This is a genomic window from Pseudomonas sp. Z1-12, assembly GCF_051132015.1.
Taxonomy (GTDB): domain Bacteria; phylum Pseudomonadota; class Gammaproteobacteria; order Pseudomonadales; family Pseudomonadaceae; genus Aquipseudomonas; species Aquipseudomonas zanjanensis.
In genome coordinates this window covers 132,835-154,555 of sequence record NZ_CP071647.1, presented here as the reverse complement: position 1 = coordinate 154,555, position 21,721 = coordinate 132,835, and the positions used below count along the sequence as shown (strand labels likewise).

Annotated in this window: 8 protein-coding genes; 5 read left to right on the top strand and 3 right to left on the bottom strand. The window is 61.0% G+C overall.

Annotated features, from left to right (window positions below):
- Positions 1–18: 18 nt before the first annotated feature.
- Entirely contained in the window at positions 19–1,368 is a 1,350-nt protein-coding gene (locus J3P85_RS00660) for a TolC family outer membrane protein (RefSeq protein WP_186709501.1), read from the bottom strand.
- Between the two features lie 357 nt (positions 1,369–1,725).
- On the opposite strand from J3P85_RS00660, the gene J3P85_RS00655 reads away from it, so the two are divergent.
- Positions 1,726–14,394 carry a retention module-containing protein gene (locus tag J3P85_RS00655; RefSeq protein ID WP_434704541.1) on the top strand — a complete coding sequence of 4,223 codons (12,669 nt, stop codon included), beginning with the start codon at positions 1,726–1,728 and terminating at the stop codon, positions 14,392–14,394.
- 180 nt (positions 14,395–14,574) lie between these two features.
- Positions 14,575–14,913 (top strand): hypothetical protein, encoded by a 339-nt coding sequence (locus J3P85_RS00650; RefSeq protein ID WP_014335964.1) that lies wholly within the window; start codon positions 14,575–14,577, stop codon positions 14,911–14,913.
- Positions 14,914–15,780: 867 nt separating this feature from the next.
- Here the strand turns inward: J3P85_RS00650 and lapD are convergent.
- Together lapD and lapG are read right to left on the bottom strand one after the other, a co-directional pair.
- A complete protein-coding gene (gene lapD / locus J3P85_RS00645) occupies positions 15,781–17,727 on the bottom strand; it encodes a cyclic di-GMP receptor LapD (protein ID WP_186710004.1) in 1,947 nt (648 codons plus the stop codon).
- A gap of 14 nt (positions 17,728–17,741) precedes the next feature.
- Positions 17,742–18,365: a cysteine protease LapG gene (gene lapG / locus J3P85_RS00640; protein WP_434576648.1), complete on the bottom strand. Its 624-nt coding sequence runs from the start codon at positions 18,363–18,365 to the stop codon at positions 17,742–17,744.
- A 271-nt stretch (positions 18,366–18,636) separates the two neighbouring features.
- On the opposite strand from lapG, the gene J3P85_RS00635 reads away from it, so the two are divergent.
- The 3 genes from J3P85_RS00635 (at position 18,637) to J3P85_RS00625 (ending at position 21,718) form a co-directional block, all read left to right on the top strand.
- Positions 18,637–19,329, top strand: a complete 693-nt coding sequence (locus J3P85_RS00635; protein WP_434704540.1) for a GntR family transcriptional regulator — start codon at positions 18,637–18,639, stop codon at positions 19,327–19,329.
- 683 nt (positions 19,330–20,012) lie between these two features.
- A complete protein-coding gene (locus tag J3P85_RS00630; RefSeq protein ID WP_158457536.1) occupies positions 20,013–20,789 on the top strand; it encodes a DUF3050 domain-containing protein in 777 nt (258 codons plus the stop codon).
- Positions 20,786–21,718 (top strand): diiron oxygenase, encoded by a 933-nt coding sequence (locus J3P85_RS00625; RefSeq protein WP_434704539.1) that lies wholly within the window; start codon positions 20,786–20,788, stop codon positions 21,716–21,718. The genes J3P85_RS00630 and J3P85_RS00625 overlap by 4 nt, the downstream gene beginning before the upstream one ends.
- Positions 21,719–21,721 lie beyond the last annotated feature (3 nt).

The following is a 21,721-nucleotide window of genomic DNA, read 5'->3' as shown; positions in this document are numbered from 1 at the left end:
TAAAACGGCTGGTAGGACTCAATTCATCCCAGGCAACTGGACCTTGGGTTTCACGTCGTTCTGCACAACCGATGCCAACGGCGCGACCACACCCTGGCTTTTCAACAACTGGCCCATGGTTGCCTTGATCCGGTACTGGGTGAACAGCTGCACATTCTTGATTTCCGCCAGGCGACGGGAAGCGCTGAACAGCTCGTTTTCACTGTCGAGCAAGTCGAGCAGCGTGCGTTCGCCGAGGCTGAATTGCTTCTGGTAGGCGGTGCGCACGTTGGCACTGCGGTCTACGTATTGCTGGGCGACTGGCACCTGGGCGTTGGCGTTGTTCAAGGCGTTCCAGGCCAGGCCCAGTTCTTCGTTCAACTGGCGCAGCGCGTTGTTGCGGATGTCCAGGGCCTGGTTGGAAAGGTACGACTTGGATTCCAGGTCGGCCTTGTTGCTGCCACCGGCATACAGGTTGAAACGCATGCGCAGCATGGCTTGCCATTCATTGTTGTGACCGTTCTGGCCGTCCAGGTCGTTGTCGGCGGTGCGACCCAACTCGGCATCGAAGCGTGGGTAGAAGCTCGATTTGGCGGCTTCGTACTGTTGCTCGGCGGCAGCGATGTCGGCTTCGGCCGAACGCAGCACCGGGCTGTTTTCCAGCATCTGGGCGCGGGCTTCGGTCAGGTTGGCCGGCAGCAATGCCAGAAAATCGGCAGGACGCTCCAGTTGATCGGGCAGTTGGCCAACGGCGCTGAGGTAGTTGGTCTCGGCATCGGCCAGGTTGGTTTGTTCGGTGATCAAGTTGTTGCGGGCCTGGGCCATGCGCGCTTCGGCCTGGTCCAGGTCAGCGCCGCTGCCCACGCCACGGGAAGTGCGCAGCTTGATCTGGTCGAAGATGCGCTCGTGGCTCTTGAGGTTTTCCTCGGCCAGGCGCACGAACTCACGACGGGTCAGCACGTCCAGGTAAACCTGGGCCACTGTCAAACCGGTGCGCTCAGAGGCGTCCAGCAACGAATAGGCACGGGCATTGACGGTGGCTTGTTGACGCCCGACTTCGCTGGACGTCGCAAAACCGTCAAAAACCATTTGCGACAAGCGCAGGCTCGATTCGCTGCGGTTCAGGGTTTCCCAATGGTTATTACCGCCCGAACGGGTGGTGACACTGTCGGTGCCTTCGCGGCCATATCCGGCTGCAAGGTCCACTCTAGGCAGGTAGCCGCCCTTGGCTGCCTTGAGTTGGTAATCCGCCGCGAGACGACTGTTCACGCCGGCCTGGATTTCAGGATGGACATCCAAAGCCTGCTGCATGGCCTGCGGCAAGGTTTGTGCTTGTACGAAACTGGCGGCGAGGACGAAGGGTAAAGCCTTGAGCAGGTGCGAACGCATGGTTGGATTATTCCCAGAACTCTTGTCTTGAATCACAGCGAAACGTGGCGCTGCATCGGATGATGGCAACCGGAATGACCGTATGTCGGAAAGTTCAAAACAGGAGCAGGAACACGCACTGAAAGAACAGGTCGCCGCTTAAATATCAATGTGACATTACGTTGGCAATTGTTTAGGATGGCCAGCAGAAGGTCAATAGTTTGGCACAAACAAAAATGATCGGAAAAACAGCCAAAATATTGACAAAGAAAAGCGTCAAATAACCTTACCTTGTACACATGAACGTCCAGACCGCTGCTGCCTAAAAGCCGCCGGGTCCATGGAAGTCTACTGAGCGTGGCACCCGGAGAGTCTTCAATGAGCAGTGTTATTGCCGTTGTCAAAAGCATTGTTGGTCAGGTTTTCGTCGTATCCCCAGAGGGCATCCGGCGCGTACTCATTGAAGGCGATCGCCTGAACGTAGGCGACCAGTTGGACACCGGCCCTGCCGGCGCCGTCACATTGGAGCTGGCCGATGGCCGCACCCTGGACCTGGGCCGCGACACCCAGTGGAGTGCGAATGCTCCGGACTCGTCCACTGACCTGGCACAAGCCACCGCCCAGGCCGCGCCGTCGGTAGAAGAGCTGCAACAAGCCATCGCCGCGGGCGTCGACCCGACGACTGCCCTGGAAGCCACCGCCGCCGGCGCCACCGCCGCGGGTACAGGGGGCGCCGCCGGTGGCGGCCACAGCTTTGTGGTGCTGGATGCCACCGCCGGCAGCGTCGACCCTACCGTCGGTTTCCCAACCGAAGGCCTCGCTGCGGCGGCGGCCACCGATGACAACATTCTGGGTGGCGATACCACGGCCGATACGACCGCCAACGCCGTGCTCAATGCGACCATGACCCTGAGCGCCACGCCGACCCTGACCGAGGCCGGCGGCGTGCTGGTGTACACCGCGACCGTGACCCAGGCCCCGCAGACCAACCTGACCGTGACCTTGTCCAACGGCGCGGTCATCGTGATCCCGGCTGGCCAACTGACTGGCAGCGTCAACGTACCGCTGGCGCCGAACGACACGGTCTACAACGACCCAAGCCAGATCAGCGTGACTGTCACCGGCACCACCGGCGGCACCGGCATCGCCGTGACCGTGCCCACTACGCCGGCCGTGACTCAGATCACCGACACCGTCGACACCACCACCGTCACCCTGAGCGCGGGCAATACGGTCACCGAAGGCGGGCGAATCACCTACACCGCCACACTGACCAACCCGGCCCAGACTCCGGTGACCGTGACCTTGAGCAATGGCTCGGTCATTACCATTGCTGCTGGCCAAACCACGGGCACCGTCAACGTCGATACACCGGCGAATGACGTCTACAACAATGGCAGTACCGTCAGCACCACCATTACCGGTGCGACCGGTGGCAACTTTGAAAACCTGGTGCCGAGCACGGCGCCTGCGGTCACCACGATTACTGATTCGGCGGATGCCACTGGCCTGACCTTGACCGCCAGCAACACCATCACCGAAGGCGGCCAGATCACCTACACCGCCACCCTGACCAACCCGGCCCAGACCCCGGTGACCGTGACCTTGAGCAATGGCTCGGTCATTACCATTGCTGCTGGCCAAACGACCGGCACGGTTGCCGTGGATACCCCGGCCAACGACGTCTACAGCAACGGCAGCACCGTCAGCACCACCATTACCGGTGCGACCGGTGGCAACTTCGAAAACCTGGTACCGAGCACCACGCCAGCGGTTACGACGATTACCGATTCGGTTGACACCACCGGCTTGACCTTGACTGCCAGCAACACCATCACCGAAGGCGGTGCGATTGTTTACACCGCCACCCTGACCAACCCGGCCCAGACCCCAGTGACCGTGACCTTGAGCAATGGCTCGGTCATCACCATTGCTGCTGGCCAGACGACCGGCAGCGTGAACGTCGAGACGCCAGCCAATGACGTCTACAACAACGGCAGCACGGTCAGCACCACGATTACCGGCGCAACCGGCGGTAACTTCGAGAATCTGGTGCCGAGCACTGCGCCTGCGGTCACCACCGTCACCGATTCGGCCGACACCACTGGCCTGACGCTGACGGCCAGCAACACCATCACCGAAGGCGGCCAGATCACCTACACCGCCACCTTGACCAACCCGGCCCAGACGCCGGTGACCGTGACCTTGAGCAATGGCTCGGTCATTACCATTGCTGCTGGCCAAACCACTGGCACTGTCAACGTTGATACGCCTGCCAATGACGTCTACAACAACGGCAGCACCGTCAGCACCACGATTACCGGTGCGACCGGTGGCAACTTTGAAAACCTGGTGCCGAGCACTGCGCCTGCGGTCACTACGATTACTGATTCGGCGGATACCACCGGCCTGACCTTGACCGCCAGCAACACCATCACCGAAGGCGGCCAGATCACCTACACCGCCACCTTGACCAACCCGGCCCAGACCCCGGTGACCGTGACCTTGAGCAATGGCTCGGTCATTACCATTGCTGCTGGCCAAACGACCGGCACGGTTGCCGTGGATACCCCGGCCAACGACGTCTACAGCAACGGCAGCACCGTCAGCACCACCATTACCGGTGCGACCGGTGGCAACTTCGAAAACCTGGTACCGAGCACGACGCCAGCGGTTACGACGATTACCGATTCGGTTGACACCACCGGCTTGACCTTGACCGCCAGCAACACCATCACCGAAGGCGGTGCGATTGTTTACACCGCCACCCTGACCAACCCGGCCCAGACCCCAGTGACCGTGACCTTGAGCAATGGCTCGGTCATTACCATTGCTGCTGGCCAGACGACCGGCAGCGTTAACGTCGAGACGCCAGCCAATGACGTCTACAACAACGGCAGCACGGTCAGCACCACGATTACCGGCGCGACCGGTGGCAACTTTGAAAACCTGGTGCCGAGCACGGCGCCTGCCGTTACTACGATCACCGATTCGGCCGATACAACCGGCCTGACACTGAGCGCCAGCGAAACCATCACCGAAGGCGGCCAGATCACCTACACGGCGACGCTGAGCAACCCGGCCCAGACCCCGGTGACCGTGACCTTGAGCAACGGCGCGGTGATCAACATCGCTGCCGGTGCGACCACCGGCACCGTCGCCGTGGATACACCCGCCAACGACGTCTACAACAACGGCAGTACCGTCAGCACCACCATCACCGGCGCAACCGGCGGCAACTTCGAAAATCTTGTGCCGAGCACTGTGCCTGCGGTCACCACGATTACCGACTCGGTAGACACTACTACCGTGACGTTGACTGCTACACCAACCGTGAATGAAAACGGCACCATCACTTACACCGCGACCCTGACCGATGCCAATGGCAATCCGGTCACCGCGCAAAACGGTCCGGTGACGGTCACGCTCGACAGCGGCAAGACCATCACTATTGCAGCCGGCGCAAGTTCGGGTGCGTTGGATGTCGCTGTGGGTAACGACGTTTACCAAGGTCCGACCACCGTCACCGAATCGATTACCTCGGCATCGGGCGGTAACCTCGAAGCAATCGCTCCAAACACGACGCCAGTCAGCACTGTGGTCAGCGATGTCGATGACGCCACCACCGTGACATTGACCGCCACACCGACCGTGAATGAAAACGGCACCATCACTTACACCGCGACCCTGACCGATGCCGATGGCAAGCCAGTTACCGCGCAGAACGGTCCCGTGACCGTGACCTTGGAAAGTGGCAAGACCATCACCATCGCCGCCGGCGCAAGCTCAGGTACGCTCGATATCGCTGTGGGTAACGACGTTTATCAAGGTCCGACCACCGTCACCGAATCGATTGCCTCCGCATCGGGCGGTAACCTCGAAGCAATCGCGCCTAACACCGCGCCAGTCAGCACTGTCGTTAGCGATGTCGATGACACCACCACTGTGACATTGACCGCTACGCCAACCGTGAACGAAAACGGCACCATCACTTATACCGCCACCCTGACCGGTGCCGACGGTAAACCCGTCACCGCGCAAAACGGTCCGGTCACCGTGACGCTGGAAAGTGGCAAGACCATCACCATCGCCGCCGGTGCAAGTTCGGGTACGCTCGATGTCGCTGTGGGTAACGACGTTTACCAAGGTCCGACCACCGTCACCGAAAGCATCAGTACCGCTACTGGCGGCAACCTCGAAGCCATCGCGCCTAACACCGCTCCGGTTAGCACCGTGGTCAGCGACGTCAACGACACCACCACCGTGACGTTGACTGCTACGCCGACCGTGAACGAAAACGGCACCATCACTTACACCGCAACCCTCACCGGTGCCGATGGCAAGCCAGTTACCGCGCAGAATGGTCCTGTGACAGTCACGCTCGAAAGCGGCAAAACCATCACAATCGCAGCCGGCGCGAGCTCAGGCGAATTGGACGTGGCGGTCGGCAACGACGTGTACCAAGGTCCGACCACCGTCACCGAATCGATTGACTCGGCATCGGGCGGTAACCTGGAAGCCATCGCTCCAAACACTACGCCAGTTAGCACTGTGGTCAGCGATGTCAACGACACCACCAACGTGACCTTGACCGCCACGCCTACCGTGAACGAAAACGGCACGATCACTTACACCGCGACCCTGACCGGTGCCGATGGCAAGCCCGTCACCGCGCAGAACGGTCCGGTGACCGTGACTCTGGAAAGCGGCAAGACCATCACCATCGCTGCTGGCGCTAGCTCGGGCACGCTCGATGTCGCTGTGGGTAACGACGTTTACCAAGGTCCGACCACCGTCACCGAAAGCATCACCACCGCTACTGGCGGCAACCTCGAAGCCATCGCGCCTAACACCGCTCCGGTTAGCACCGTGGTCAGCGACGTCAACGACACCACCACCGTGACGTTGACTGCTACGCCGACCGTGAACGAAAACGGCACCATCACTTACACCGCAACCCTCACCGGTGCCGATGGCAAGCCAGTTACCGCGCAGAATGGTCCTGTGACAGTCACGCTCGAAAGCGGCAAAACCATCACAATCGCAGCCGGCGCGAGCTCAGGCGAATTGGACGTGGCGGTCGGCAACGACGTGTACCAAGGTCCGACCACCGTCACCGAATCGATTGACTCGGCATCGGGCGGTAACCTGGAAGCCATCGCTCCAAACACTACGCCAGTTAGCACTGTGGTCAGCGATGTCAACGACACCACCAACGTGACCTTGACCGCCACGCCTACCGTGAACGAAAACGGCACGATCACTTACACCGCGACCCTGACCGGTGCCGATGGCAAGCCCGTCACCGCGCAGAACGGTCCGGTGACCGTGACTCTGGAAAGCGGCAAGACCATCACCATCGCTGCTGGCGCTAGCTCGGGCACGCTCGATGTCGCTGTGGGTAACGACGTTTACCAAGGTCCGACCACCGTCACCGAAAGCATCAGTACCGCCACTGGCGGCAACCTCGAAGCTATCGCGCCAAACACCGCTCCGGTTAGCACCGTGGTCAGCGATGTCAACGACACCACCACCGTGACGTTGACCGCCACTCCGACCGTGAATGAAAACGGCACCATCACTTACACCGCGACCCTGACCGGTGCCGATGGCAAGCCAGTTACCGCGCAGAACGGTCCCGTGACCGTGACCTTGGAAAGCGGCAAGACGATCACCATCGCAGCCGGCGCTAGCTCGGGTGCGTTGGATGTCGCGGTCGGAAACGATGTTTACCAAGGCCCAACCACCGTCACCGAAAGCATCAGTACCGCCACTGGCGGCAACCTCGAAGCTATCGCTCCAAACACCGCGCCAGTTAGCACTGTCGTTAGCGATGTCGACGACACCACCACCGTGACGTTGACCGCCACGCCAACCGTGAACGAAAACGGCACCATCACTTACACTGCCACCCTGACCGGTGCCGACGGCAAACCAGTTACCGCGCAAAACGGTCCGGTCACCGTGACGCTGGAAAGCGGAAAGACCATCACCATCGCTGCCGGCGCAAGCTCGGGTGCGTTGGATGTAGCCGTCGGCAACGACGTCTACCAAGGCCCAACCACCGTCACTGAGTCGATCAAAGATGCATCCGGTGGCAACCTCGAAGCCATTGCTCCGAACACCGCGCCAGTCAGCACCGTGGTCAGCGATGTCAACGACACCACTACCGTGACGTTGACCGCCAATCCGACCGTGAATGAAAACGGCACCATTACTTACACCGCCACGTTGACCGGCGCCGACGGCAAGCCAGTTACCGCACAAAACGGTCCGGTCACCGTGACTTTGGAAAGCGGCAAAACCATCACCATCGCTGCTGGCGCAAGCTCGGGCGCGTTGGATGTAGCCGTCGGCAACGATGTGTACCAAGGCCCAACGACAGTTACTGAGTCGATCAAAGATGCATCCGGCGGCAACCTGGAAGCCATTGCTCCGAACACCGCGCCAGTCAGCACTGTCGTCAGCGACGTCAACGACACCACTACCGTGACGCTGACCGCTACGCCGACCGTGAACGAAAACGGTACGATCACCTACACCGCCACCCTGACCGGTGCCGACGGCAAGCCAGTTACCGCGCAGAACGGTCCGGTCACCGTGACGTTGGAAAGCGGCAAGACCATCACCATCGCAGCCGGCGCAAGCTCAGGTGCGTTGGATGTAGCCGTCGGCAACGATGTGTACCAAGGCCCAACTACCGTCACCGAAAGCATCAGTACCGCCACTGGCGGCAACCTCGAAGCTATCGCGCCTAACACCGCTCCGGTCAGCACCGTGGTCAGTGATGTCGATGACACCACCACCGTGACGTTGACCGCTACGCCGACCGTGAACGAAAACGGCACGATCACCTACACCGCGACCCTGACCGGTGCCGACGGCAAGCCAGTTACCGCGCAGAACGGTCCGGTCACCGTGACGTTGGAAAGCGGCAAGACCATCACCATCGCCGCCGGCGCTAGCTCGGGTGCGTTGGATGTCGCGGTCGGAAACGATGTTTACCAAGGCCCAACCACCGTCACTGAGTCGATTGCCTCGGCATCGGGCGGTAACCTGGAAGCCATCGCGCCAAACACCGCGCCAGTCAGCACTGTGGTTAGCGATGTTGACGACACCACTACCGTGACGCTGACCGCTACGCCGACCGTGAACGAAAACGGCACCATCACTTACACCGCGACTCTCACCGGCGCCGACGGCAAACCGGTTACCGCGCAAAACGGTCCTGTGACGGTCACGCTCGAAAGCGGCAAAACCATCACCATCGCTGCTGGCGCAAGCTCGGGTGCGTTGGATGTAGCCGTTGGCAACGATGTGTACCAAGGCCCAACTACTGTCACCGAAAGCATCAGTACCGCCACTGGCGGCAACCTCGAAGCCATTGCTCCGAACACCGCGCCAGTTAGCACTGTCGTTAGCGATGTCGACGACACCACCACTGTGACGTTGACCGCCACTCCGACCGTGAACGAAAACGGCACGATCACTTATACCGCGACCCTCACCGGCGCCGACGGCAAGCCAGTTACCGCGCAGAATGGTCCTGTGACAGTCACGCTCGAAAGCGGCAAAACCATCACAATCGCAGCCGGCGCGAGCTCAGGCGAATTGGACGTGGCGGTCGGCAACGACGTGTACCAAGGCCCAACGACAGTTACTGAGTCGATCAAAGATGCATCCGGCGGCAACTTGGAGGCCATCGCGCCAAACACCGCGCCAGTCAGCACTGTCATTAGCGACGTCAACGACACCACCACCGTGACATTGACCGCTAATCCGACCGTGAACGAAAACGGCACGATCACCTACACCGCCACCCTGACCGGTGCCGACGGCAAACCCGTCACCGCGCAAAACGGTCCGGTCACCGTGACGTTGGAAAGCGGCAAGACCATCACCATCGCTGCCGGTGCAAGTTCGGGTACGCTCGATGTCGCTGTGGGTAATGACGTTTACCAAGGTCCGACCACTGTCACTGAGTCGATCAAAGATGCATCCGGTGGCAACCTCGAAGCCATCGCGCCTAACACCGCTCCGGTTAGCACCGTGGTCAGCGACGTCAACGACACCACCACCGTGACGTTGACCGCTAATCCGACCGTGAACGAAAACGGCACCATCACTTACACCGCCACCCTGACCGGTGCCGACGGCAAACCCGTCACCGCGCAAAATGGTCCGGTGACCGTGACGCTGGAAAGCGGCAAAACCATCACCATCGCAGCCGGCGCAAGCTCGGGTGCGTTGGATGTCGCGGTCGGCAACGACGTCTACCAAGGTCCGACCACCGTCACTGAGTCGATCAAAGATGCATCCGGTGGCAACCTCGAAGCCATTGCTCCGAACACCGCGCCAGTCAGCACCGTGGTTAGTGATGTCAACGACACCACCACCGTGACGTTGACCGCCACTCCGACCGTGAATGAAAACGGCACCATCACTTACACCGCCACCCTGACCGGTGCCGATGGCAAGCCAGTTACCGCGCAAAATGGTCCGGTCACCGTGACTTTGGAAAGCGGCAAAACCATCACCATCGCAGCCGGCGCAAGCTCGGGTGCGTTGGATGTAGCCGTCGGCAACGACGTCTACCAAGGCCCAACCACCGTCACCGAGTCGATCAAAGATGCATCCGGTGGCAACTTGGAGGCCATCGCGCCAAACACCGCGCCAGTCAGCACTGTCATTAGCGACGTCAACGACACCACCACCGTGACATTGACCGCTAATCCGACCGTGAACGAAAACGGCACGATCACCTACACCGCCACCCTGACCGGTGCCGACGGCAAACCCGTCACCGCGCAAAACGGTCCGGTCACCGTGACGCTGGAAAGCGGCAAGACCATCACCATCGCTGCCGGCGCAAGCTCGGGTGCGTTGGATGTAGCCGTCGGCAACGACGTGTACCAAGGCCCAACGACAGTTACCGAGTCGATCAAAGATGCATCCGGTGGCAACCTCGAAGCCATCGCCCCTAACACCGCACCAGTCAGCACCGTGGTCAGCGACGTCAACGACACCACCACCGTGACATTGACCGCTAATCCGACCGTGAACGAAAACGGCACCATCACCTACACCGCCACCCTGACCGGTGCAGACGGCAAACCCGTCACCGCACAAAACGGTCCAGTCACCGTGACGTTGGAAAGCGGCAAAACCATCACCATCGCCGCCGGCGCAAGCTCGGGCGCGTTGGATGTCGCCGTCGGCAACGACGTCTACCAAGGCCCAACCACCATCACCGAGTCGATCAAGGATGCATCCGGCGGCAACCTCGAAGCCATCGCGGTCGATAAGACCGGCGCGTCGACGGCCGTGGGCGACACGGTCGACAACACCAGCGTCAGCATCACCGGCAGCACATCGGTCACCGAAGGCCAAGCAGCGACATACACCGTCAGCCTGACGAACCCGGCGCAAACGGAAGTGACGCTCAAGATCGTCTACAGCGGCACCGCCGCCGACGGCACGGACTTCACCGGTGTCTACACCGTGAAGATCCCGGCCAACGCCACCAGCGCGACCTTCAACGTGGCGACGCTGGATGACAAGATCACCGAAGGCACCGAAAACTTCGTGGTCAGGATCGACTCGGCCACCGGTGGCAACTTCGAGCACCTGGCGGTCAGCGGCACCAACGGCAGCGTCAGCACCTCGATCATCGACAACGATGCACCGCCGGTACTCGACCTGGACGCCAACAACTCCAGCGGCAAGACCGGTGCCGATTACCAGGTGACCTTTACCGAAGGCACCACCGGCCCGGGCGTGTCGATTGGCGACACCGACCTGAAGATCACCGACCCGGACAGCACCATGCTGACCGGCGCCACCATCGTGCTGACCAACCGTCAGCCTGGCGATCATCTGAACCTGGGCAATAGCGTCAACGGCATCAGCATCAACGCCAATAACACCGACGGCAAAGTCGTCCTGACGCTGACAGGCAATGCAACGCTGGCCGACTACATGCAGCAGATCAAGAACATCAGCTTCATCAACAACAGCGAAGATCCGAGCACCGTACCGCGCGTCATCACCGTGACGGTGACCGACGGCACGAGTTATTCCAACACGGCGACCACCACCGTGAACGTGGTCGGGGTCAACGACGCACCCGTCGCCACCGGTGGCGCGGTGACCGGTACCGAAGACACTTCACTGGTCCTCGGCTGGTCGACGTTCGGCATCAGCGACGTGGACAGCGCCGCCGCCAGCCAAGGTGTGAAAATCACCGGGCTGCCGGGTGACGGCAAGTTGCAGTACCTGGACGGCGCAACCTGGAAGGACGTGGCCAACAACCAGACCTTCACCAAGGCGGACATCGACGCTGGCAAGCTGCGCTTCACCCCCGATGCCAACGAATCCGGTGCCAACGGCAACCCGGCGGGCGTGGGCAATCAAAAGGCCGACTACGCGCAAATCAGCTTCCAGCCAACCGACGGCCAGACGCTGGGCAATACCGGCACCGTGAAGATCGACATCACGCCGGTCGCCGACGCACCGAGCCTCAACGTGGCCGGCAACAACGTGACCTCCACCGGTTTGATCAAGGAAGTCTGGACCGGCCTGTCGGGCCTGGGCACCGATGGCAGCGGCGCGCCGTCCGGCACGCTCAAGTCGGTGATCGATGCCGCCGGCACGCCGAACAGCAGCACCAATGTGAGCAACGTTCAGAACGACGGCAACGTCAATCCGGGCACCGCGTCGAAAACTTCAGGGCTGATTTTCCTCGAGGCCGGCAAGACCTACACCTTCAGCGGCACGGGCGATGACAGCCTGCTGGTGACCATCGGCGGCAAGACCGCCGCGGCAACCACGTGGGGTGCGGGCGGTCAGTTGAACGGTTCGTTCACGCCAACCGCCAGCGGCTACTACACCCTGGACATCTACCACCACAACCAGACCGGCCCGGGCAGCTACGACGTGAACTTGTCGGTCAACGGCAGCACGCCAGTGGACCTGAGCAATGCCGGCGTGCCGCTCTACACCGGTGTGACCGACCTGGCGAACGCGGGCGTGACCGTCTCCGACCTGCACGGCACCAACGGCGAAGGCTACTACGACGGCTTCAAGCTCAACGAAGGCGCCGAAGGCACCAGCGTGCACCTGTCGAAGATCACCACCGCCCTGACCGACACCGACGGCTCCGAAAGCCTGAGCGTGAAGATCGGCGGCATTCCGGAAGGCAGCGTACTGACCGACGGCGCCGGCCATACCGCGACCGTGGGCAGCAACGGCGAAGCCTCGGTCACCGGCTGGAACCTGGGCAGCCTCACCCTGACCCCACCGACCTACTACCACGGCCAGTTCAACCTGACCGTAACCTCGACGTCCACCGAAGCCCTTGGCGGCTCGGCGGTCAGCACGGCGCAGATTCCTGTCACGGTGTACCCGGCCACCTACAACGCAGTCACCGCCACGTCCGGCAGTGACAACGTCACCGGCACCGACGGCAACGACATCGTGGTCGCCGACATCGGTGGGCTGACCGTCGTGCCAGGGGTCAACTACAACATCGCCTTCATGGTCGACAGTTCCGGCAGCATGAGCGACTCGTCCGTCGCCGCCGCGAAGAACTCGTTGACCCAAGTGTTCAACACCCTCAAGCAGAGCCTGGGCAGCAACTCAGGGACTGTGAATATTTTCCTGGCGGACTTCGATAACCAGGTCAACAAGAACGTTGCGGTCAACCTCAACGATCCGAACGCGCTGACACTGCTCAAGGACGTGCTCGACTCGATGGTGTCCGGCGGCAATACCAACTATGAAGACGTGTTCAAGACCACCGCAAACTTCTTCAAAAGCACCCAGGCCCTGAGCAATACCGGCGCGAAGAACCTGACGTATTTCATCACCGACGGTGAGCCAACGCGCTACCAGTCCGGCGAACAGCCGAACCCAGTGTTGTACGGCACCGTCAAGCTCGACGACGTCCTGAGCGCGGCCAACTACACCGTTGGCAAGCAATACAGCCAGACGATCGACAGCACACACAAATTCACCATCGAAGAAAATGGGGACATGTTCCTGTCGATCAAGAACGGCAAGAATTGGAATGAAAACTACGTCGGCACGGTGCATGCCGAGGGCAATGGCACGTTCGAGTTCTCCTACCAGGCCGGCGGCTGGTGGGGCGACTCCTCGGCAGCAGACGGCTCAACGGCCAGCTTCACGCTGCTCAAAAGTCTGAGTAACGTCGAGGCCATCGGCCTGAACAACGGCGTCACCCTGTCCGACCTCGCCCCCTACGACTCCGATGGCAAGCCGCAAACCAACATCGATCCGAGCAACCTGGCCAACTCCATCATCGGCCACACCGAAGCGACCCAGCCGGGCGCCGATACGGTCAACGGAGGCGAAGGCAACGACATCCTGTTCGGCGACCTGGTGAGCTTCAATGGTGTTGCGGGTGAGGGCTACCAGGCCATCCAGGCCTTCGTCGCCCAACAGAGCGGCGTGGACGCGAGCAAGGTCACCACCAGCAACGTGCACCAGTACATCACCGAGCACTACACCGCGTTCGATGTGTCCGGTGCCCATGACGGCAACGACACCCTGCTGGGCGGCGCCGGCAACGACATCATCTTCGGCCAGGGCGGCAACGACACGCTCAACGGTGGCAAGGGCAACGACATCCTGTTGGGTGGCACCGGCAGCGACACGCTGATCGGCGGCCAGGGCAATGACACCCTGATCGGCGGCCTGGGGGGCGATACCTTTGTCTGGAAGTCCGGCGACACCGGCACCGACGTGATCAAGAACTTCAATTACGCCGAAGGCGACCGGATCGACCTGCGGGATCTGTTGCAGGGTGAGACCGGCAGCACCATCGACCACTTCCTGAAAATCAGCACGGTCGATGGCGTGTCGTCGCTGCAGGTCAGCACTTCCGGCCAGTTCAATGGCGCCAACGGTGCCGCGGCGACGCCGGACGTGACGATCAAGCTTGAGGGCAACAACTGGTCGAACATGAACCTGAACTCGTTGATCGCCGGTAGCGACCCGACCATCAAGATCGATCACAACAACAGCTGAAGCTGACACCCGTGGCGAGGGAGCTTGCTCCCGCTGGGGCGCGAAGCGGCCCTGTTTTTTAGCGCTGCTGCGCACTCAAGCGGGAGCAAGCTCCCTCGCCACGGGATAAGTGTTCATACTCCCCCCCAAGTTGGCCTATGCTGCCCAGCATGACGCCGCTTCATACATGAGGGATGCCCGATGTTTTATGTGCAACGCGATGCACAAGGCCTGCTGGTGCGCGTAGAAGCCACCGCTTACGCCGAGGCCACCGAGACCTTGCCGGCCGACAATCACGAGATCCAGGACTGGTTCGCCAACCAGGCGGTGGAAAACAGCCTCAAGCAACTCAAGCAAAGCGACCTGGAAATGATTCGGGTGCTCGATGACTTGATCCAGGTGCTGACCAGCAAGGGCGTCATCCGCGTCACCGACCTGCCACCGGCGGCCCAGGCCAAGCTGATGGACCGCAACCAGGCCCGTGAAGCCTTGGGCGGGTTGAGTCGGTTGATCGATGATGATGAGAAGGGGTTGATCTAGGCTGCCACGTCGTTCCAGGCAGTACGCAGCACCTGTGGCGAGGGTTTTGGGTTTTCTGGGCGGACGCCATCGCGAGCAAGCTCGCTCCCACAGTTGATCGGTATAGATTTCGATATTTTGGTTTGACGCAGATCCAGTGTGGGAGCGAGCTTGCTCGCGATGGCGGTGGGTCTGCTTGCACTAATGCGTGAGCAAGCTCGTTCCCACAGTGTTTACCGTGAATCAATCTGTGCCGTGATGGCTGGGAAAGCTTTTGTGGCGAGGGAGCTTGCTCCCGCTTGAGTGCGTAGCGCTCATCGCTTTTTTGGGGCCGCTACGCGACCCAGCGGGAGCAAGCTCCCTCGCCACAGGACCGTGCGGTTCCCAATACCGTGTGGGTATCCAACATCACCGCAAACCGACCTTCCGCCTTCGCGAGCAAGCTCGCTCCCACACAGGTTTTGGTCATTTATAAGATCAATGTCCACCGCCGATCCTGTGGGAGCCGAGCTTGCTCGCGATGGCGGTGGGTCTGCTTGCACTAATGCGTGAGCAAGCTCGTCCCCACAGTGTTTACCGTGGATCAATCTGTGCCGTGATAGCTGGGAAAGCTTTTGTGGCGAGGGAGCTTGCTCCCGCTTGAGTGCGTAGCGCTCATCGCTTTTTTGGGGCCGCTACGCGACCCAGCGGGAGCAAGCTCCCTCGCCACAGGACCGTGCGGTTCCCAATACCGTGTGGGCATCCAACATCACCGCAAACCGACCCTGCCAGTTAAAAACTGTTACCTATGTGCGAGAACTGATTTGTAACCTATGTGGGTGAGTCATACCCGGAACCATAAGCAGCCGTTACAGCAGAAACGGATATGTACTCTGAAAAGGGGCCGCCTCACCCCCAACGCTTAGGCTCACCCACCAGTTGCCCCTGCACCCCAAACAACCCCATCTCCCGAATCACCGCCAACTCCCCCTCCGTCTCCACCCGCTCAGCAATCAACGGCAAGTCGATACTGTGAGCAGCCCGCTGTATCGCTTCGATAAACAGGCGCTTGTCACTTTCCTGGTCAATCGCGCGAATGTAGCTACCGTCGATCTTCAAGTACGCCAGCCCCAACCGCGACAGATTGCCGATCATGCTGAACCGCCCACCAAACCGCTGCAGGCTCAAGGAGAAACCAAGCTCGCGCAACTGCCGGGTCAACTGCTCCAGCACCGCTTGCTCCGGCAGTTGCTCTTCACCAATTTCCAGGGTCAGGCGCGATCCAAGATTGGAATGAGCTCGCAGGATTTCAAAGACCTTGTTCAACGCCTGCGGATCGGCAAGCGTGGCGGAGGACAGGTTCAACGCCAAGGACTGCTCATGCCCAGCCATCTGCTTGAGCACCTGTTCAAGCATCAAGCGGTCCAGCCGCGCAGTCCAGCCGAAGCGCTCCAACCACGGCAGGAAACGCCCGGCGGGGATCGTCTGGCCCTGCTCGTCCAACAGCCGCGACAACACCTTGTAATGCAGCACCACCTGAGTGTCCTGGGCCGCCACCACCGGCTGGAAGTACAGCTCGAAGCGCTGATGACTCAAGGCCTGGTCGAGCAGCGTGTGCCAGGCGTGGTGATCATCACCGACACTGGCCGAGGCACTGTGGTCCAGGCAGGCCCAGCCCGGTTCTCCCTGGCTTTCGGCCTGGGCCAGGGCCTGGTCGCCGAGCTGGAGCACCGCTTGCGGCGAGTCGCCATGGACGAACGGCGCCAGCCCGATGGAGGCCACCGAGGCCACGTCAGTCGCGCCGGTGGCATGCAGGCTCGCCAACGCGGCTTCGAGGTTCTGCGCCAATTGCAGCGCTTCCTCACGCACCAGCCCCGGGGCCAGCACCGCGAACTCGCCGCCGCGAATACGCGTGACCAGGTTGTGGGTTTCCGGGTAGCGGGCGCACTCACGCTGCAATTGCTCGCCCACGGCCTTGAGCAACTGATCGGTGCGCTGGCCGCCCAGCCGCTGGTTCAAACCGGCCAGGTCCTTGACCCGCAACAGCAGCAGATAACCGGAACTGGCCTGCTCCGGGTTGCTCACCCGGGCATTGAGCTGCATTTCGAAATAACGCCGGTTGGCCAGGCCCGTGAGGTTGTCCTGGTAGGACTCGACCCGCAGTTTTTCGCTGCGCTCGGCCTGTTCCTGGAACAGCGCCTTGAGCTTCTCGACCATCTGGTTCATTGCCTGCACCACGCGGCGCAGTTCAGGCGTGCGCGGCAGCTCCGGCAGGCTCAGGAACTCACGACGGGCAATGGCGTGGGACTGATGCACCATGTAGTCCAGCGGCTTGAGCTGGCGACGCAGCAGCAAGGCCCCCAGCACCGCGCTCACGGCGCCGCACAGCAACAGCCAGCCCAGGCTGCCCAACGCGCTCTGCCACAGCTTGGCGAGGGCGAACATCGGGTGGCTGACCACTTCGACCCGCGCCGCCTGCTCCCAGCCACGGCTGACGATGGCATCGCCACCGGCCGGTTCCAGGCCGATCAGCTTGACGAACCATTGCGGCACACTGCCGGCGTCCGGTGTACCGGTGCGCTCGACCAGGGTCTTGTCGGTGGCCACGTCGACCACGCGGATGCTGGCGTAGTAGCCGCTGTCGAAGATCGAGCTGACCATCAATTCCACCATCGCCGGGTCGTCGATGTTCGGCGTCAACGACAGCGCCAGCGCCGTAGCCGCGTCCTGGGCGTGGGAGCGCAACTGGTTGACGTATTGGGCCCGCGAGCTTTCCAGGCTGACCATGAAGCTGCCGCTGAAGGCAACCACCAGGAACAGACAGATAGCGATCAACAGCTGTTTGAACAAGGACATCTGAGCGCGCGCTCCTAGTTAGTCGTCTCGACCGGAAAACCTTCGGCCTGCATTTTTTTCAACACGTCCTGCCACCGGGACAGGCGCTTGGTGTCACCCACTTTCTTGTTGCCCTTGGCGCCCGGCAGCCACAGCCCTTCGGCATTGAAAGAGTAGACCGGGAGCAAGTCGGTTCGCTGGCTGGCCGGCTGGATACCGTCGATCAGGCTGTCGAGGACCAGCGGCATCGCCTCGGGCGTGGCGTAATAGGTGAGCACCATGTGCGCACGGTTCTGCCGCAACGCCTTGACGTAGGTGATGCGCAGCTTGTCACTGGACACCCCGAGACGACGCAGGCTGAAATACTTGGCGATGGCGTAGTCTTCACAGTCGCCGGCGCCCTTCCACAAGGCCTGGATCGGCGTCTCCCAATAGTCGACTTCACGCCACAGGTCGATGTCTTCCACGTAGCGCACCTGTTTGTTGAAAAACAGGTTCACCACCTTGAGCTGTTCCAGTTCGGGGATCTGTTTCTGAGTCGCCAGCAGTTGCTGCCACGCGTCGATCCGCTGCTGCCCTTCGCCCAGTGGCCCATATAACGCTTGCGCCCGCCGGCTGATCTGCGCAAAGTCCCAGTCGGCTTGCAGGCCGCCCAGCATCAGGCCGGCCAGCAATAGTGCCGAACACAGCCAACGCAAGGACCTGAGGACTGGGAAAGGTGCAGCCAAGGGAAATACGTCCGAAAAGGGCCGTTGGAAATTCGTTGGATGGTGAAGCCTGGCCGGGCAAAAGACAATGGCAGGTTGCAATCACCGCAAGCAGACTAAACTTTAGTTCAGGAACCGGGGCCGCGAGATTTTGACGGCTTGGCAATCTGTAACTAACGTTGGCATGGATCCAATTTTCGTTACTACCCGTTCAGGTGTTGTCGTGACAAAGAAGCCCAAACCGCTCAGCACTATCCAGGTCAACGGTCCCGTCCCCGCCGATCAGGCGCGGTCGATCATCGAAAGCTCCCTGCGCGAGGCCATCCTCGACGGGCGCCTGCCCAGCGGCACCGCCCTGCGCCAGCAAGAGCTGGCCGACCTGTTCGGCGTGAGCCGCATGCCGGTACGTGAGGCGTTGCGTCAGCTCGAAGCACAGTCGTTGCTCAATGTCGTCCAGCACAAAGGCGCCGTGGTGGCCCCGCTGATTACCAACAATGCGGTGGAGACCTACGCCTTGCGTGCGGTCCTGGAAGCTTTCGCCTTGCGCTTGTCCATCCCCCTGCTCGATGACGGTGACCTGGCGCTGGCAGCCCAGTACATCGAACAGTTGGAGGCACAAACCGAATACGCTGAAATCGCCAAGCTCAACCGGCTGTTCCATATGTCGCTTTACCACAAGGCACCCAACAGCAAACTGCTGGACCTGATCGAACATGAGCTCAATGAAGAAGAGCGCTTTTTGCGTTTCCATCTTTCATCCATGGGGTTGGGCAAGCTGACCCAGGACGACCACCGCGCCATGCTCGCTGCCGCGGCGGCCAGGGATATCGATAAAGCGGTCACGTTGGTGGAGCAGCATCTGGAAAAAGCCTCCATCACCATGCGCCGGTACCTGGAACAGCCGTCGAAGCCTTGATCCCACGCCGGCGCTTCGTCCGGCGTAAAAATTTCTTACATATCCTTCCAACTCAATTGTCGCCAGCGCGGCGCGGCCTGACCGTGGCCGCGATTCGTCGCCCCATCAGTCCAATGGCACTGCCATCGATTTGGGCTCACTCTTGCGCTTGTCGATTCAAAACAGACCTGAAGAAGTCAACGCCTGGCTGAGGCCAGACGAATCGAAGCCAATACGCAAGGAGCGTCGTCCAACCGGCGGGATGATCGGAAGTCCGACCGATGTCCTGCCCCTAACAAAAAACTTCTTATTCCCCGATTCCTGAAGTGCTCCGAGTGAGGCATTCACTCGAACTATTCGATTCTGATCTCGCTAAATCGGAAGGAGCTTTTTCGCCCCAATAAAACTTATATGAAAAGTTTTAAAAGGCCTCTTCGCGCCCAACAAAACTACAACTTCAAATAATTAAAAAAACACTTGCCGCTTACTTGTTACATGTATTAATTTTTTATTCGCCGCGTTACCAGCGGCCCTTTCGATGCGCCAATACCCCAGCAAACACGGGCGTCGATAGCTGAAACAACGCTTAAAAGAGAATACTTAACCCTCTTGGGTAATTCATGGATTCCGGTTCAGGCACCCGCTCGCCTTCATTAACTAACGAGCCGCCTTCCGGACATAACATCATTGATGAGGACGTTCCAATGCAGCCATCCAAAGAACAACTATCTCTGAAAAAGCATGAACTTGGACAACACCCGGTTTTTTCCGAGATTACATCAATCGATCTGTTACGCCGCTTCATGGAAAGCCATGTCTTTGCCGTCTGGGACTTCATGTCGCTGACCAAGCGGCTGCAACGCGAGCTCACCTGTGTCCACCTGCCTTGGCTGCCGCCAGCCGACCCTCACGCGGCCCGCTTGATCAATGAAATTGTGCTGGGGGAAGAGTCGGATGACCGCCCCGGCGCAGGCTACTGCAGCCATTTCGAACTGTACCTGGACGCCATGCGGGAAATCGGCGCCGATACCCGTGCAATCGAGCAGTTCATCACCCTGCAGCAGGAAGGCGTCAGCCCCGAGACCGCGCTGGACAGCGTCGAGGTCGAACCGGCGGCGGCGCGGTTCGTCCGCCAGACCTTGCACACCGCCCTGCACGCCCCGGCCCACAGCGTGGCCGCCGCGTTCGTGCATGGCCGCGAGAGCGTCATCCCACAGATGTTCCAACGCATGTTGGACGCCTGGGGCATTGGCCTGGATCAGGCTCCGACCTTTCGCTACTACCTGCAACGGCACATCGAGGTCGACTCCGAGGACCACGGGCCGGCGGCAGAGAAACTCTTGGCGCGACTGATCGATGGCGACCCGCAGCGCGAAACCGAGGTGCTGGCCGCCGCGCTCGCCGCCGTTCACAGTCGCGCGGCCTTGTGGGACGGCCTGCGCCAGAGCATGGCCCAGCCGGTTGCACAGGTGATGCCATGAACGCCGTCGAATACCAATCCTTCGCCGACGCCTGGGAAAGCCGCGCCACGATCCGTACCCGGCCACGGCGCCGGGTCGAAGACGACGACAAGCTGATCTTCCCCATGAGCCGCCAGCCGCTGGTGCACAGCCAGACCTTCCTCAGCCACTGTGCGCAATTACGCGACTTCGTGCTGGTGCAGAGCCTCTACAAATTCATCAATGACGTGGTGATTTTCGAGACCGAACTGGTGGACCACACCGCCCGGCGCATCGCCAAGAACCGCTTCGGCATCGAGTTCCCGTTCGCCTGCCGCTACGACGCGATGACCGTGGTGGTGGACGAGGATTACCACGCGCTGGTGGCGATGGACTTCATGCAGCAGACCATCGACATGACCGGCATCGAACCGATCCCGTTGCCTGGGCAGATCGAACTCAGCCGCGCCATACCGGCGACCCTGGCCCAGGCGCCAGAGCATCTGCTCAGTGCCGTGGAGCTGATCTGCATCGCCATTGCCGAGAACACCGTGACCAACGAAGTGGCCGCCTTCGCCCGGGACGACTCGGCCAAGGCCTCGATCAAGGGGCTGATGGCCGATCACTTGCTCGACGAGGGCCGGCACTCCGGTTTCTGGACGCGACTGGTGCAGATCTACTGGCGCACCGCCCCCGAAGAGGACCGCGCGCAAATTGCCCGCCTGATGCCCGGTTTCATCGCCCAGTACCTGGCGAGCGACCTGCAGCAAGCATTCGATTTCGAGCTGATCGCGCACCTGCCCGTCGACGAATCGGTGCGCCAGTCGCTGCGTGAAGACGCCAGTGCGCTGGCGTATCCCATTAATCGTTTTCACCCCTTGGTGGGCAACATCACGCGTTTTTTCCGCGGCAGCTCGATGCTCGCGTCCCCCTGCGTACGCGATGCCCTCGCTGATTATCTGACCCCATGAGGA

Bases quoted from the DNA above. Each gene is read 5' to 3' on its own strand.
- J3P85_RS00650 (WP_014335964.1), top strand. From the start codon at position 14,575: ATGTTTTATGTGCAACGCGATGCACAAGGCCTGCTGGTGCGCGTAGAA.
- J3P85_RS00660 (WP_186709501.1), bottom strand. From the start codon at position 1,368: ATGCGTTCGCACCTGCTCAAGGCTTTACCCTTCGTCCTCGCCGCCAGT.
- J3P85_RS00625 (WP_434704539.1), top strand. From the start codon at position 20,786: ATGAACGCCGTCGAATACCAATCCTTCGCCGACGCCTGGGAAAGCCGC.
- J3P85_RS00655 (WP_434704541.1), top strand. From the start codon at position 1,726: ATGAGCAGTGTTATTGCCGTTGTCAAAAGCATTGTTGGTCAGGTTTTC.
- lapD (WP_186710004.1), bottom strand. From the start codon at position 17,727: ATGTCCTTGTTCAAACAGCTGTTGATCGCTATCTGTCTGTTCCTGGTG.
- J3P85_RS00630 (WP_158457536.1), top strand. From the start codon at position 20,013: ATGCAGCCATCCAAAGAACAACTATCTCTGAAAAAGCATGAACTTGGA.
- lapG (WP_434576648.1), bottom strand. From the start codon at position 18,365: ATGCTGGGCGGCCTGCAAGCCGACTGGGACTTTGCGCAGATCAGCCGG.